Below are 15578 nucleotides of genomic sequence, written 5' to 3'. Positions count from 1 at the left end.
AAAAGATGATTCGATAGGGAATCATCTTTTTTTATATGAAATTAAGCATTGCGCTGTACTTTGCCGGAACGAAGGCAGCGAGTGCAGACGTTGATACGTTTTACTTCGCCGTCTACGATAGCACGTACTCTCTGGATGTTCGGTTTCCAGGTTCTTTTTGTTTTCAAATGGGAATGGCTGACGTTCATGCCGGTCATCATTCCTTTGCCGCAAATTTCGCAATAGTTTGCCATTGGTTACACCTCCCTGCACCATCACAGTACAACATATAAATCCTATCATAAAACATAAGGTAAATCAAGTTTTATTTATAAAAAGTCTACAAAATATGATACAATAAATATGAGAAAAAGACAAGGAGTTTTTTTATGGATGGGACACTTCGTCAGCTGAAGGGCATCGGCGCGCGGAAAGAAGCGCTGTTTGCCCGGCTGGGAATTCAGACGATCAGCGATTTGCTGCAGTATTTTCCGAGGGAGTACGAGGACCGCAGCCGCATATGGCCTATTGGCAGCGCACCGGCGCCGTCATCGGAGCCCGTGCTGGTCTGCGGCACAGTCCGGGGCGTGCAGGAGCTGCGGCCACGGCGGGGCATGACTATATTGAAGGTGCTTATCGCCGACGACAGCGGCGCCGTCGAGCTGACCTGGTTCAACCAGCCCTTTAAAAAAAAATTGTTTCATGTCGGCATGGACGTGGCGGCCTTTGGCAAGATCGAATGGGCTTACGGAAAGCGGCAGATGAATTCTCCCGAAACGGAGCAGGGCGGCCTGTCGCAGGAACAGGGCTTCGTTCCCGTGTACGGCCTGACGGACGGCCTGCGGCAGAACGACGTGCGCAGGGCCGTGCGGGAAGCGTTGGAGGAAGCGGCGCGCTGTCCCTCGCTGCTGCCGGGATGGGACGGCGGCAGAAGTGTCTGCGGCGGCTTTATGCCGGAGCTGCAGGCGTATGAGGCCATGCATTTTCCGCCGTCTATGGAAATGCGCCGCAAGGCGCGGGAGCAGCTGGCCTTCGAGGAGCTCTTCGACATGCAGCTGGGCCTTCTGCTGCGCCGCCGTCAGGAAGGGAAACAGCGGGGAATTAAATGCGGGCCGAACGGCAGCCTGCTGAAGCAGTTTTTAGCCCAGCTTCCCTTTTCCTTGACCAAGGGGCAGACGCAGGCTTTTTTAGACATACAGGCCGATATGGAAAGCGAAGTACCTATGCAGCGGCTGGTACAGGGCGACGTGGGTTCGGGGAAAACCGTCGTGGCGGCCATGGCCCTGACGAAAATCGTCGAAAACGGATATCAAGGTGCTTTGATGGCACCGACGGAAATCTTGGCAATTCAGCATTACGAGGAATTTCTCAAGCTGTTTCGCGGCCTTCCCGTGCGCGTCGCCGTGCTGACCGGCCGTACGACGGCCAAGGAGAGGGAGACCCTGCTGGAAGACCTGCGCCAGGGAAGCGTCCAGATTCTTATCGGCACGCACGCGCTGATTCAGAAGGACGTCGCGTTTTGTGACTTAGGCCTCGTCGTGACGGACGAGCAGCATCGCTTCGGCGTGCGTCAGCGGGCCGCCCTGCAGGGGAAGGGCCGGGCTCCCCACGCGCTGTTTATGACGGCGACGCCGATTCCGCGGACGCTGGCCCTGTCTGTATACGGCGACTTGGACGTATCGTCCATACGGGAAATGCCTCCAGGGCGCAAGGTTGTCAAAACCTACGCCGTCGGCGAGGCCATGCGCCGCCGCGTATACGCTTTTATGGAAAAGCTCATGGCCAAGGGGCAGCAGTGCTACGTAGTGTGCCCCCTTGTAGAAGAGTCGGAAACGGTAGATTTGCAGGCGGCGACGGCTTTGTATGAAGAGCTGCGCGCGACGGTCTTTAAAAACAGGCCGTGCGGCCTCGTCCACGGCCGCATGACCGGCAAGGAAAAGGCCGCCGTCATGGAAGCCTTTCAGGACGGCCGTATATCCCTGCTCGTCGCGACGAGCGTCATTGAGGTCGGCGTCAATGTGCCCAATGCGACGGTCATGCTGATCGACGGGGCCGAGCGGTTCGGCCTGGCCCAGCTCCATCAGCTGCGGGGCCGCGTCGGCCGCGGCAGCCAGCAGGCGTACTGCATCCTGCTGTCTAAGGGCGGAAGCGAAGAGACACGGCAGCGCCTGCAGTGGATGGAGAAAATACACGACGGCTTCGAGCTGGCGGAAAAGGACTTGCTCCTGCGCGGCGCAGGACGGCTGTTCGGGTATGCCCAGCACGGGCTGCCCGATTTGAAGGCCGCTGATATTGTCCGCGATATTTCGCTGCTGACGGCTGCCAGGGACAAGGCGGCAGACTATTTGAAGGGCCCCGTCGACGAAGAGAAGATTTATGCGGCTCTGGAGCGGCGGTTCGGGACGCGTTTTCAAGGTTTGCTAAATAACTAAGAAAATGTCATGAAAATATGTACAGATGACATCTTATCGGCTATAATAAAGGATAAGCTATTTAGGGGTATTTCCCTAGGTTTTTATATTTTTCAAAACAGAGGTGCAAAGATGAGATCTGATAAATTTGGTATGAAAGGTTTAACTTTTGATGATGTTTTGCTGGTACCGGCGAAATCCGACGTGCTGCCGTACCAGGTAGACGTATCGACGAATCTGACGAAAGATATCAAACTGAATATCCCTATGATGAGCGCTGGCATGGATACGGTTACGGAAGCTCCCATGGCGATTGCAATCGCCCGTGAAGGCGGCATCGGCGTTATCCATAAAAATATGTCTATTGCCGCTCAGGCGCGCGAAGTCGACAAGGTAAAGCGCTCCGAACACGGCATCATTATCGACCCCATTTTCCTGCATCCCGATAATTTGCTGGCCGACGCCAACGAATTGATGGGCAAGTACAAGATTTCCGGTGTTCCTATTACGGTTGACGGCAAATTAGTCGGCATCATCACCAACCGCGACATGCGCTTTGAAGAAGATATGAGCCGCCGCATCGGCGATATCATGACGAAGGAAAACCTGGTCACGGCTCCTGTCGGCACGTCCTTGGCTGATGCGAAGGCCATCCTGCGCCAGCATCGCATTGAAAAGCTGCCCTTAGTTGATAAGGACGGCAATCTGCAGGGCCTGATTACGATTAAAGATATTGAAAAAGCAACGAAATACCCGAATTCGGCGAAGGATTCCAACGGCCGCCTGCTGGCCGCCGCAGCTGTCGGCGTTTCTCATGACATGATAGACCGTCTGGATGCTCTCGTAGCCGCGAAGGTCGACGTCGTCGTCATCGACACGGCTCACGGCCATTCGGAAGGCGTATTGAAGACCTTGAAGGAAATTAAAAAAGCCTATCCCCATCTCCCGGTCATTGCCGGCAACGTCGCTACGGGCGCCGCTACGGAAGCCCTCATCGAATGCGGCGTAGACGCCGTTAAGGTAGGCATCGGGCCCGGTTCCATCTGCACGACCCGCATCATCGCCGGCATCGGCGTTCCCCAGATTTCCGCCGTATACGAATGCGCCAAAGTTGCACAGCGCTACGGCATTCCCATCATCGCCGACGGCGGCATCAAATACTCCGGCGACATGGCCAAAGCGATTGCGGCAGGCGGCAACGTCGTTATGCTGGGCAATCTCCTGGCCGGTACGGAAGAAAGCCCGGGCGAAACGGTCATCTATCAGGGCAGAAGCTATAAGGAATACCGCGGCATGGGCTCGCTGGCTGCTATGGAACACGGCAGCAAGGACCGCTACTTCCAGGAAGATGCGAAGAAGCTCGTTCCCGAAGGCATCGAAGGCCGCGTGCCGTATAAAGGCGCCGTTGCCGATACGATTTTCCAGATGGTCGGCGGCTTGAGAGCCTCCATGGGCTACTGCGGATGCCACAACATCAAGGAAATGATCGAAAACACGCAGTTCATTCAGATTACCAGCGCCGGTCTCCGCGAAAGCCATCCCCACGACGTCAATATTACGAAGGAAGCGCCGAACTACAGCGTAAACTAAGGGCAAGGTGGAGGATATACGTTGACTAGCACGATACATATCCTGTCCGTCCCCATTGGAAACGTCACGAAGGAAGAAGCCTGTGCCTTTGCCTTTAAATGCATTGAAGAAGGCAGGGCGGCTTCTATCGCGACGGCCAATGCGGAGATGGTCATGAGAGCGCAGTCAGATGAAGAACTGGCAGATATCCTGCGGCACGCGGACTTAGTCGTTCCCGACGGGGCCGGCGTGCTGTGGGCTGCCGAGCAGATAGGGAAGCAGTTTAAGGAGCGGGTCGCCGGCATCGATTTGGCCTGCCGTCTCGTCGGCGAAGCGGCGCTGCGGCAGACGCCGGTGTACTTTTTCGGCGGAGCCGAAGGCGTCGCCAGGGACGCGGCGGCCAATTTGGAAAAACAGGTAGGCAATTTGCATATCGTAGGCACCCATTCGGGATTTTTTACCGACGAGGAAGAAAAGCAGATCATTGAGGAAATCCGTTCAGGCGGCACGCAGCTCCTGTTTGTCGCCCTGGGCGTCCCCAAGCAGGAAAAATGGATACGCGACCACCTGTATGAGCTGGGACCCTGCGTCTGCATGGGTGTCGGCGGCTCCCTGGACGTGCTGTCGGGCCGTCTCGACCGGGCTCCGAAGTGGATGCAGGAGCACCGCCTGGAATGGCTTTACCGGCTGCTGAAGGAGCCGACCAGAATCAAACGCATGATGGCTTTGCCTCAGTTTGTCGCCGCCGTAAAACGGGACAAAGGTGCAAAGTGATTTGAGGTGATGTCTTGAATAAACCGCTTATAATTGAAGATGGCTATATATTCATCGCAGTTCCGGCACTGCTGGCCGTGTTGGCAGGGTATTTCGTCAATGCCTACGCGGCGGCGGTTCCGGCGCTGCTCGCCTTGTATTTCGCCTATTTTTTCAGGAATCCTCATCGTACGATTCCGGAAGACGATACGGCGCTGCTGTCGCCTGCCGACGGCAAGGTCATGAGCGTCGAAGAAGTGTACGAAGATTTATACCTCGATAAGAAGTGCAGAAAAATTGTCATCTTCTTATCTGTTTTCGACGTTCACGTCAACCGGGCTCCCTTAGCCGGGACGATCGACTTTCAGCAGTATACGTGCGGCGGCTTCCGGCCGGCCTATAAGGACGGCGTCGGGTATGAAAACGAACGGTATTCCGTAGGGATTGAAAACAATCGGACGCGGATATTGGTAACAGTTATCGCCGGCATATTGGCCCGGCGAATCGTATCCTGGGTAACGCTGGGCGACACCTTGTCTCACGGTCAGCTGTACGGAATGATCAAGTTTGGCTCCTGCGCAGAAGTATACGTCGGCGACGACGTGGAAATTCTGGTCCAAAAGGGCGATCGCGTGCGCGGCGGAGAAACTATCATTGGGAGGATTGTCAAATGAAAAATATAATTCCATGTCTTTTTACGTCGGGAAACCTCGGGTTCGGCGTATTAAGTATGATCATGACGCTGCATGGCATGTTTACCGCCGCCGGCATATGCATCCTGCTGGCCATGGCCTGCGATGCCTGCGACGGCCGTTCGGCCCGCGCCCTGGGCGTTGCCGGCGAGTTCGGCAAAGAATTGGACTCCTTGTCCGACGTAGTTTCCTTCGGCGCGGCGTCGGCGTTTTTGATTTACACTTATTCGTTGCAGGAATTGGGCTGGATCGGCGTCGTGCCGGCTATTATTTACGCGGCCTTGGGCGGTATCCGTCTGGCCCGCTTCAACTTGAATACCGGCGTCATTCACGGCTATTTCCAGGGCATGCCGATTCCTAACGGCGGCTGCCTCATCGCCACGTACGTCATTTCCGGCGTCCATCTGCCGGCGTGGCTGATCGGCATTTTTGTCGTCGCCCTGGGGTATCATCTGGTAAGCAAGGTCCATAATCCCGATTTCAAAGGGGCCAGCCCGGATGTCCTTCATAAATCGGCATTGGCGATTTCTCTGATTTTTGGCGCCGTCGTGCTGGTTTTCGTCGACTGGCACCTCGTCTTTACGATGCCCTTCTTGTTGTATATCGTATTTGGATTAGTCAATACGGCCATGAACGCCGCTTCTGCGCGTTGATATATTAGGGAGATCGCGTATGGAACATATATTGGATATCATTATGATACCCATACAAGTTATCATTGTATTTTATACGCTGTATTATGTTACCTTGGCTGTTTTCGGCCTGATGAAGCGAAGAGAGCACGTTACGGCAGCACCTAAGAATACCTTTGCTGCCGTAATTTGCGCGCATAATGAGGAACGCGTCGTCGGGCAGCTGATCGATAACCTGAAAGACCTGAATTATCCGAAGGACATGTACGACGTATACGTCGTGGCCGACAACTGTACGGACAATACGGAAAAGATCTGCCGGGAACACGGCGCGATCGTCAAGGTGCGGACGAATAAGGACGAAGTGGGCAAGGGTTACGCCCTGGATTGGATGTTTGCGCAGATGCTGGCTCAGGAAAAGCAGTATGACGCCTTCGTCGTCTTCGACGCTGACAACCTCGTCCATCCGGAATTTTTGAGGGAAATGAACAACCACTTGTGCAAGGGCGAGCAGGTCATACAAGGCTATATGGACGCTAAAAATCCGACCGATACCTGGGTGGCCGGGACCTTTGCCATCGCCTTCTGGCTCATCAACCACATGTGGCACCTGGCGAAATATAATATTGGCTTGTCTACGGCCCTCGGCGGCACAGGCATGTGCATCGCGACGGATATTGTGCGGAAGTACGGCTGGGGATGCGACTGCCTGACGGAAGACATGGAATTTTCCATGAAAGTGCTGCTGGAAGGCGTGCGGACCTGCTGGGCCCACGACGCGATCATTTACGATGAAAAGGCTCTGGGGTTCATGCAGTCGTGCCGGCAGCGCAAGCGATGGGCCCAGGGGCAGTGCGACTGCGGCGAGCGCTTTATTCCCAAGCTGTTTGTCCGCGGCATCAAGACGGGGAATATCCGCATGCTCGACGGCATCATTACCTTGTCGCAGCCCTTTTTCATGATGATGTCGACGATATACGCCCTGATGGCCTATATCAACTCGTATATTCCCTTGTACACCAACATCCTGTACCAAATCGTGCCGGTGCAGATGTGGACGGTCATCGGCGTCGTCCAGTATCTCATTCCGGTTATCGTGCTGCTACAGATCAAGGTGCCCTTAAAATCCTGGGCCTATCTCGTCGTATATCCCCTGTTCATGTACAGCTGGATTCCCGTCAATTTTCTCGGCTTTAAGGACCGCCATAAGATGAAATGGAGCCATACGGAACATACGAGGGCTGTATCCTATGACAGCGCCGTGCTGCTGCGAAAGGAGAATAAAAAATAGATGCATATTCTGTTGACCAATGACGACGGCCTCCGCGCGCCGGGACTGCAGATCCTGAAGCGCGAGCTGGCGGCCTGCGGGTACAGGCTGACTGTCGTTGCGCCTAACGGCCAGCGCAGCGCCGCATCCCATTCTATGACGATCAATAAGGCCTTGTATTGCCGGGAAGAGACCGATGAAGCGGGGATTCGCGAAATCGCCGTGTCCGGCACGCCCGTGGACTGCGTAAAAATGGCTATGGAATACTTCTTGGCTGAGGACAAGCCGCAGCTCATCATATCGGGCATCAACAACGGCTATAATTTAGGCAGCGACGTCCTGTATTCGGGGACGGTGTCGGCGGCAATGGAAGGGCCGTACTATCAGGTGCCGGCTCTGGCCGTGTCGATGTATCCCATGGATGAAAAGAGGTGCGCCCAGACGGCCCGTCTCGTTCACGAATTAGTGGAAAAGGTCGTCGTGAGGGGCCGTTTCCCCGGCATATTGAACGTCAACGTCCCGCCGGCCGGCGATATCAGCCTCGGCAACGTCCGCGTCGTGCCGCAGACCGTACAGATTTATCACAACGTCGTAGCGGAAAAACGCGATTTGGACGGCAGCCTGTGCTATCATATTGTAGGCGATATCGATATGGAAGGGGCACCGGAAAACAGCGACGTGGCCTGCATACGAAGCGGCCGCATCGCCGTGACGCCGCTGCGGTGGCAGCAGACGGCCATGGCGGCTATTGATGACGTAAAGAGCTGTTTGTAAAAAAACATAAAAAGTCAAGAATTCTATTATGGATTCTTGGCTTTTTTTGATAACTTAGGAATATAGTATTATACTTTTAAAAACTGCGTGATACGTATTTAAAATCTTAAATAAGATACATGGGGAGCAGACAGGTGTATTTTCCTATTTCATCAAATTAGTACTTGCAAAATACATTTGTATGCCGTATAATGACAATCAAGTCACATAGTGAGTGGATGAAGTTTACGGGAGAAGGTCGCAGACCTACCGAAGGAGTTAAACTCTCAGGTGCCGGAAGGCAGGACCGTGAATGGACACGACTCTGGAGAGTCCCATATGGGCGCCGAAGGTGCAGGGTATCTTGACGATATCTAATCTCTCAGGCAAAAGGACAGAGAATAGCGCAATTATTTCATTATTTCTTTATGCTGTTTTTGACCTGTCTTCAGAGGTATGCTGACGACAGGTTTTTTGTATTTATTCCTAAAATAACAGTGTAAAGGAGTATGGTATTATGGTAGACGTTTTGAACCAAATTGACAGCTTTGTGTGGGGACCGCCTTTGCTGGTGCTGCTGATCGGTACAGGCATCATGCTGACGATCCGCCTGCGCCTGCTGCAGATTTTCCGCCTTCCTCATGCGCTGAAGCTGATCTTTACGGCAAAGAATCAGGGCGAAGGCGATATCGACAGCTTTAAAGCGCTGTGTACGGCTTTAGCGGCGACTGTCGGTACCGGCAATATCGTCGGCGTAGCTACGGCCGTTCATGCCGGCGGCCCGGGCGCCGTGTTCTGGATGTGGATGGCAGCGCTCGTCGGCATGGCGACGAAATATGCCGAATGCCTGCTGGCCGTCAAGTACCGCACCGTCGATAAAAACGGCGAAATTTCCGGCGGCCCGATGTACTATATTGAAAAGGGCTTGGGACCTAAATTCAAGCCGTTAGCCTGCATTTTTGCCTTCTTCGGCGTTCTCGTCGCCTTCTTCGGCATCGGCACTTTTGCGCAGGTCAATTCGATTGTAGAAATTACGCGCCTTACGGCCGACGTTCCTGTAGAATATACGGCGATTGTCCTGACCATCGTCGTCGCAGCTGTCACCATCGGCGGCCTCCAGTCCATTGCCCGGGCTGCGTCGAAAATCGTTCCGGCTATGGCCGTTATCTACGTCGTTTCGGCGGCTGGATTCCTCATCATGTTCTACGAACAAATTCCGGCGGCTATCGAACAGATTCTCGTCTGTGCCTTTACTCCGACGGCTGCTTCCGGCGGCTTCCTCGGCGCGACGGTCATGATGGCGATGCGCAACGGGATTGCCCGCGGCGTTTTCTCTAACGAATCGGGCCTCGGCAGCGCGCCTATCGTAGCGGCGGCAGCCAAGACGAAATGGCCTGCTGAACAGGGCTTCGTATCCATGACGGGTACCTTTATCGACACGATTATCATCTGCACCATGACGGGCTTAGTCCTCGTTGTCAGCGGCTTGTGGACGAGCGAACTGAACGGCACGGCCCTGACGAACGCCGCCTTCCTGCAGGCCTATCCGGCCTGGGGCAGCTTCATCCTCTGCATCGGCCTGACGCTCTTTGCCTTTACGACGATCTTGGGCTGGAATTACTACGGCGAACGGTGCGTGGAATACTTGGTCGGCGTCAAGGGGATCATGCCGTACCGCATCATCTTCATCGCCCTCGTAGCCTGCGGCGCCTTCATCAAATTGGAAGTTATCTGGATTTTAGCCGATATCGTCAACGGTCTGATGGCCGTGCCGAACCTGATCGCCCTCATCGGTCTCAGCGGCGTCGTCGTAGCCGAAACGAAACGGTATTACGCTCATTTAGCTGCTGAAAAGGAAGCGAAGAAGGCGGCTCTCGTAGACCAGAAGGTAACGGCGGGACATTAACATAAGATAGGGTTTTTATCATAGGGGTATGGTACAACTGCATTAGGAATTTACGCGCCTCATGGGGAGACGGCTCCCTGTGGGGCGCTATCTGTTTGCCTTTGCTTTGGCGTAATAGTATGCATATATTTTGTAAGTTTTCTGTAAGTACCGTTTTAGTCATGATGACGATTACTTATATATATGGTATAATACTTTTTATGAAGCAATATTTTCGAAAGGCAGTGAGTACGTATGGCAAAGATTACTTTAAAATCTGGTTTTGTATTTGACGTAGAGAATTTATACGGTCCGGGCAAGGTGACGGAGGAAGACGTCAAGGCCATGGAGCCGGCGTATACGAAAGCCCACGAAGCGGTCATGGAAATGCGCAGGACAGGCATCATGGCAGGTCATTTATCTAAAGACGGCGAGCCGGAAGCCGTATTGTTCCCGCAGCTTCCCTACATCGTGGAAGGCAATATCAACAATCCGGAACGGGTCATGGCGATGGAAGAATTGGCCCGCCAGGTGCGCAACCGCGTCGATGCAGTCGTATTTTTCGGTATCGGCGGCTCCTATTTAGGCGGCAAGGTACTCTTCGACGTGCAGTGCGGCGAATTTTGGAACCTCAAGAGCACGGAAGCCCGCAAAGGCTATCCGAAAGCCTTCTTTGCCGGCAACAACGTCGATTCCCATAAGGTCAGCGGCCTTATCGAGTTCCTCAAGACGGACAGCGCTGCGAAGTCCGGCTATACGGTCATGGGCGTCGTCATTTCTAAATCGGGCTCGACTATCGAACCGATGTCCAACTACATGGTCGTCCGCCAGGCGATGGAAGACGCCGGCATCAAATTTGAAACCGTCGCCGTTACGGATCCTCATGAAGGCGAAAAAGAAACGCTCCTGCACGGATTGGCGAGAAAATCGGGCTGGCCTATTTTCTACGTTCCCGACGGAGTCGGCGGACGGTTCAGCGTCTTCTCCGAAGTAGGCCTCCTCGTCGGCGCGCTGGTCGGCTTTGATATCCGTCAGTTCTTAGCCGGCGCGAGGGATATGGACAAGGCCTGCCAGAATCCCGATATTTGGCAGAATCCGGCCTTGCTGAACAGTGTGCTGAAATATATTTCCGGCGCAAAATACGGCCGCGACCTGGAAGTTCTCATGCCCTATGCGGACAGCCTGAAATCCTTGTCGGAATGGTATATTCAGCTTTTGGCAGAATCCCTGGGCAAACGCCTCGACAAGCAGGGCAACGTCGTCAACTACGGCCGCACGCCTATCGTCGCCGTCGGCACGACGGACATGCACGCCCAGACGCAGGAACACCAGGAGGGCCCGAGGGATAAGGTCGTCCAGTTCGTTTCCATCGCCAACTGGAAGGACGACGTCGTCGTTCCCCATATGTACGACGAATATCCGAAGCTGGCTGCGTTCAGCGGCTTGCCCCTGAGCAGCATCCTGGAAGCGGCCCGCAGCTCGAATGCGGAAGCCCTGATCGGCGACGGCCGTCCCAACGCCAACTACATTTTGCCCGAACTGACGCCTTATCATTTGGGCGAAGTCATGTTTATGCTGTGCTTGTCCATTGCGTACGAAGGCGAATTTGCCAACGTCGACGCCTTCAATCAGCCCGGCGTGGAAGTGTACAAGAAATTCCTCGGCGGCCGCTTGAAGAAACTGCAGGAAGGTTAATATGAACGTATTAGTTACAGGCGGCGCCGGGTATATCGGCAGCCATACCGTGCGGGCCTTGCTCGAACGGGGCTGCCGCGTCGTCGTCCTCGATAATTTATCGCGGGGCCATCGCGGCGCCGTGCCCGACGGCGTGCGCCTCGTCGTCGAAGATATTCATCATGTCGATGCCGTGTGCGCCCTTTTGACAGAAGAACGCATCGACGCGGTCATGCATTTCGCTGCCCACAGCCAGGTCGGCGAGTCCATGGAAAAACCGACGATATATTATGACAACAACGTCGTCGGGTCGTACTGCCTGCTGGAAGCCGTACGCCGGGCCGGGGTGAAATACTTTGTGTTTTCCTCGACGGCGGCCGTGTACGGCGAGCCGGAGCAGACGCCGATTACGGAAGATATGCCCTATTGCCCGACGAATGTGTACGGCCAGACGAAGCTCATGATCGAGCAGATGCTGGCCCAGTTCAGCCGGGCCTACGGCCTGCGGTATGCGGCGCTGCGGTATTTCAACGCCGCCGGCGCGTCCCGCGACGGCAGCATCGGCGAAGACCATACGCCGGAAACGCACCTCATTCCGCTTATTTTGCAGACGGCCCAAGGGATACGGGATCATATCACGATTTTCGGCACGGACTATCCCACGGAAGACGGCACCTGTATCCGCGACTACATTCACGTCGTCGACTTGGCCGACGCCCATTGCCGCGTCCTCCAGTATCTGGCGGAAGGCGGACAGCCTCAGGCCTTCAACCTGGGCTCGCAGCACGGGTTCAGCGTGCGCGATATGATACGGGCGGCGAAGGCCGTGACGGGACGGGATTTCGCCGTCGAAGAAGGCCCGCGCCGCGCCGGCGATCCGGCGGCCCTCGTCGCGTCGTCGGAAAAAATCCGCCGGCTGACGGGCTGGCAGCCTCAGTACAGCCAAATTGAAACGATCATTGCCGACGCCTGGAAATGGCACAGCGGCCATCCGAAAGGATACGATGATAAAGCGTAATCTGTCGGCCCTTCGGCATCTGGTAAGGAACGCAGCAGCTCACCACAGAAACACATGGCTCCCGTATGGAGTCATCCTGCTTTGCTTGGCAGGTATCTGGTGGGGCTGGGATGGCGTTCCGTCAGGACGGCAGGAAATCATACGGGAGACGAAGAACGATACCGGTTCTTCGCCTCCCGTTTTTTCTGCTTCTGATAGGGATGAAGAAGAGGATCGTCATGAAGGCAGGTTGGTGGAAGGCACTGCGCCGTCTCTGCGGCGCAAGCCCCTGCCTGATATATTTGCCGGCAGCGCGCCGAAGAGCGCTGCCGATTCTGAGGAAAAGGCGCGGCCCGCTGCGGCCGCACCGGCGGCAGAGCCGCCCGTCCTTTGCGGTACGATGGAGCATAATGGAGCCTATCTGGCTTTGTTCCGCCACTCCGGGGAAACGCTGGTCTGCGCCGCAGGGGACAGCTTCGGCGGATATACCGTCGTCAGCGTATATAAAGATGGCGCGCAGCTGGAAAAAGACGGAATCTGCGCGGCCGTAAGCATGTAAAGGAGATGACTATGAAATTTTGCCGATTTATCCTCATTATGATGGCCGTCGCATGGTATGGGCCGGTTTTTGCCGGCAGTTCCTTGTCCGTTCACGTCCGCGAAGTTCCTGTCCGCTCCGTGCTGGAAGGGCTGGCCCGCAGCGGCAATATTAACCTTATCGTCGACGATACGGTGCAGGGGACGATGACCATGCACGTAGACGGCGTCACCGTCGAGGACGCGCTGGACGCCATTGCTGCCAGTCAAAACCTGTATTATGAAAAAGAGGGGCCCGTGCGGACCATGACGGCCGGGAAGAAACGGGACGGTGCGAAATCCCTGCGGACGTGGCGGCTCCGTTACGCCGTCCCGACAGACGTGCAGGAGGCCGTCCGGGCGATGGTACCCGACGGGGATGTCCGCTGCTACGATGATACGAATACCCTCGTCGTCGGTGCGACGCCGCAGGAGCATCGCGCCGTGCAGGACCTCGTGGCAGCACTGGATATGAAGCCGCGGCAGGTCGACGTCGAGGTAGAGATTGCCTCTATTGATCGGAGCGCCCTGCGCCATGCCGGCGTCGAATGGAATTGGTCCAGCGTGAGCGGCGGCGCCGGACATGACGGATTTTCCTTTGCTGCTCAGATACAGGCGCTGGAAGAAAAGGGGAAGGCCTCCGTACTGGCAAGGCCGCGCATGGCCGCCTTGAACGGCAGGGAGGCGAGCGTCCTCATCGGCGATAAAATTCCCGTCGTGACGGAATACATGAGCGGCGGCGAAAAGACGGCGACGACGGAGTACAAGGACGTCGGCGTGAAGCTCCGCTATGTGCCGCGTATTCACGAAGACGGGACGGTAACGGCGGCTATCGAGGCTGAAGTCAGCACGCCTGTATTTGTCAACGAAATGAAGGCCTACCGCATTGCCACGCGACAGGCCAAGACAGTCGTGCGCATGCTGCCCGGAAGGACGCTGGTATTGGGCGGCCTTATCCGCAAGGAGGACGTGGAGAGCCTGCGCAAGGTACCTATATTGGGAGATATTCCGCTGCTGGGAAAATTATTCCGCAGCCATTATACGTCGTCCAAGGAGACGGAAGTAGTCATCCTGCTGCGTTCCTCCGTCCGGGAGGAGATTCCTTGACAGAAGGCGATGGGGAGGAATATGATAAAGGCAGAAAAACGGCCTGTCGTGGTATTGGCAGCAAGATGACGGAAAAGAGTGAAAGAGCATATGCGTGATGGAAAGCGGAGAGACCAAGTTCTTTTGTTGGCGGCGGGATTCTTTTATTTTTCCAGCCCTATGGCAGTTACGCCGATCATTACCGGATTTTCCGGCTCCTTGGGGGCGAGCGCGGCCCTGATGGGCCTTATCGGCGGCCTGATGAATATTTGCTCCCTGTGCTGCCGGCCCTTTGTGGGAGCCTTTTCCGATAGGATGAGAAAGTATGTATTATCCTGTATTGGCGCAGTGTGCCTGATCGTGTCCTGCCTCGGCTACGTCTTCGCCTGGAGCCCCCAGGTCGTCATGGCGGCCCGTATTATCAACGGCTTTGGCTTTGCCCTGTGCTCAATCAGTCTGTCGACGTGGTTTTCCCTGATGCTGCCGAAAGAGCATATGGGCGCCGGCATGGGCGTGTACGGCACGATGAATGCCCTGGCCATGGCCCTGGCGCCGGCTGTTGGGATTTACTGCTACCATCACCTCGGATATCGTGCGGCGTTTTGCGTCGCTACGGCCTTCGCCGCGGCGATCATCGTCCTTATCCAGTTCGTATCGTATAAAAACGAGCCGCTGCCGCCGGCCGGCAAGGGATTCCTGCCCGATCAGTTCGTCGATACAGGTGTCCTGCCCGTATCGTTCCTCATCATGGTATTTACCATTCCGTACTGCGCTACCCAGTCCTTTCTGGTACAGTACGTGCAGACGAAGGGGCTGCCCTTTTCGGCCGGTATGTTTTTTCCAGCCTATGCCGTGGCTTTACTGCTGCTGCGGACGGCGATGCGCGACCTGTTCGACCGCTTATCCTTTCAGTTTTTCTTCGTTATGGCCTGTTTTTGCACGGCGGGAAGTATCCTCCTGCTGGCTGTCATGGACAGCTTTTGGGAAATGATCGCGGCGGCGGTGCTCATGGCCGGCAGCTACGGCGTGATGTGTTCCGTTTGCCAAGCCTTGGCTATCGTCGTAGCCGTCGGAGGGAAGCGGGGATTGGCGAACAGCACCTATTATATCGGCATCGATTTGGGCATGGCTTTAGGGCCCCTGTTCGGCGGCCTGCTGTTCGGTTTCCTGCCGATTTCCTTCTTTTATCCTGTCCTGTTAGCGTCTCTGCCGGCGGCAGCGGCCATTTATTGGTATGGCCGGCGGCGCGTATTTTCCGCCCGCTCTTCCGCTCATGCAAGGTAAAACCTTTAACGTTTGGA

14 protein-coding genes and 1 riboswitch are annotated in these 15578 nt (G+C 55.5%); of the genes, 13 read left to right on the top strand and 1 reads right to left on the bottom strand.

The genetic code is table 11. The annotated features are described in order from the left end of the window. Positions 1 to 41: 41 nt before the first annotated feature. Positions 42 to 233, bottom strand: coding sequence for a 50S ribosomal protein L28 (gene rpmB / locus E0L13_RS02715; RefSeq protein WP_087477868.1), 192 nt, complete (start codon positions 231 to 233; stop codon positions 42 to 44). A 135-nt stretch (positions 234 to 368) separates the two neighbouring features. Between rpmB and recG the strand changes: the two genes are divergently transcribed. The 13 genes from recG to E0L13_RS02650 all read left to right on the top strand — a co-directional run bounded on the left by recG (position 369) and on the right by E0L13_RS02650 (position 15561). Next, complete coding sequence (recG, locus tag E0L13_RS02710; RefSeq protein ID WP_168060103.1) at positions 369 to 2411, top strand: ATP-dependent DNA helicase RecG; 2043 nt, start codon at positions 369 to 371, stop codon at positions 2409 to 2411. A gap of 111 nt (positions 2412 to 2522) precedes the next feature. Beyond that, complete coding sequence (gene guaB / locus E0L13_RS02705) at positions 2523 to 3980, top strand: IMP dehydrogenase (RefSeq protein WP_087477866.1); 1458 nt, start codon at positions 2523 to 2525, stop codon at positions 3978 to 3980. Between the two features lie 21 nt (positions 3981 to 4001). Continuing rightward, positions 4002 to 4733, top strand: a complete 732-nt coding sequence (locus E0L13_RS02700; RefSeq protein ID WP_168060101.1) for a WecB/TagA/CpsF family glycosyltransferase — start codon at positions 4002 to 4004, stop codon at positions 4731 to 4733. Between the two features lie 14 nt (positions 4734 to 4747). Further along, entirely contained in the window at positions 4748 to 5386 is a 639-nt protein-coding gene (locus tag E0L13_RS02695; RefSeq protein ID WP_087477865.1) for a phosphatidylserine decarboxylase, read from the top strand. Then, on the top strand, positions 5383 to 6057 hold the full coding sequence (locus E0L13_RS02690) for a phosphatidylcholine/phosphatidylserine synthase (protein ID WP_087477864.1): 675 nt from the start codon (positions 5383 to 5385) through the stop codon (positions 6055 to 6057). Before E0L13_RS02695 ends, E0L13_RS02690 begins: the two co-directional genes overlap by 4 nt. Before the next feature lie 19 nt (positions 6058 to 6076). Further along, the gene (locus E0L13_RS02685; protein ID WP_087477863.1) at positions 6077 to 7327 is read left to right on the top strand and encodes a glycosyltransferase family 2 protein; all 1251 of its coding nucleotides are present in this window, start codon (positions 6077 to 6079) and stop codon (positions 7325 to 7327) included. After that, positions 7328 to 8080, top strand: a complete 753-nt coding sequence (surE, locus tag E0L13_RS02680; protein ID WP_168060099.1) for a 5'/3'-nucleotidase SurE — start codon at positions 7328 to 7330, stop codon at positions 8078 to 8080. It begins immediately after the preceding gene. A gap of 294 nt (positions 8081 to 8374) precedes the next feature. Then, positions 8375 to 8467: riboswitch (glycine riboswitch) on the top strand. A gap of 109 nt (positions 8468 to 8576) precedes the next feature. Next, positions 8577 to 9965, top strand: coding sequence for a sodium:alanine symporter family protein (locus E0L13_RS02675; RefSeq protein ID WP_168060097.1), 1389 nt, complete (start codon positions 8577 to 8579; stop codon positions 9963 to 9965). A gap of 234 nt (positions 9966 to 10199) precedes the next feature. After that, on the top strand, positions 10200 to 11639 hold the full coding sequence (locus E0L13_RS02670; protein WP_168060095.1) for a glucose-6-phosphate isomerase: 1440 nt from the start codon (positions 10200 to 10202) through the stop codon (positions 11637 to 11639). Between the two features lies 1 nt (position 11640). Continuing rightward, a complete protein-coding gene (gene galE, locus E0L13_RS02665) occupies positions 11641 to 12636 on the top strand; it encodes a UDP-glucose 4-epimerase GalE (protein WP_168060093.1) in 996 nt (331 codons plus the stop codon). Positions 12637 to 12721: 85 nt separating this feature from the next. Beyond that, positions 12722 to 13174, top strand: coding sequence for a hypothetical protein (locus E0L13_RS02660; protein ID WP_168060091.1), 453 nt, complete (start codon positions 12722 to 12724; stop codon positions 13172 to 13174). Between the two features lie 11 nt (positions 13175 to 13185). Further along, positions 13186 to 14298: a secretin N-terminal domain-containing protein gene (locus E0L13_RS02655; protein ID WP_240924639.1), complete on the top strand. Its 1113-nt coding sequence runs from the start codon at positions 13186 to 13188 to the stop codon at positions 14296 to 14298. A gap of 90 nt (positions 14299 to 14388) precedes the next feature. Further along, positions 14389 to 15561, top strand: a complete 1173-nt coding sequence (locus tag E0L13_RS02650; RefSeq protein ID WP_168060089.1) for an MFS transporter — start codon at positions 14389 to 14391, stop codon at positions 15559 to 15561. Positions 15562 to 15578: the final 17 nt, after the last annotated feature.

The sequence above is a fragment of the Megasphaera sp. SW808 genome (assembly GCF_012027795.1).
GTDB classification, from domain to species: Bacteria; Bacillota; Negativicutes; order Veillonellales; family Megasphaeraceae; genus Megasphaera; species Megasphaera stantonii.
Note: the sequence above shows the minus strand (reverse complement) of the source record. Positions and strands in the feature narration are given on the sequence as shown.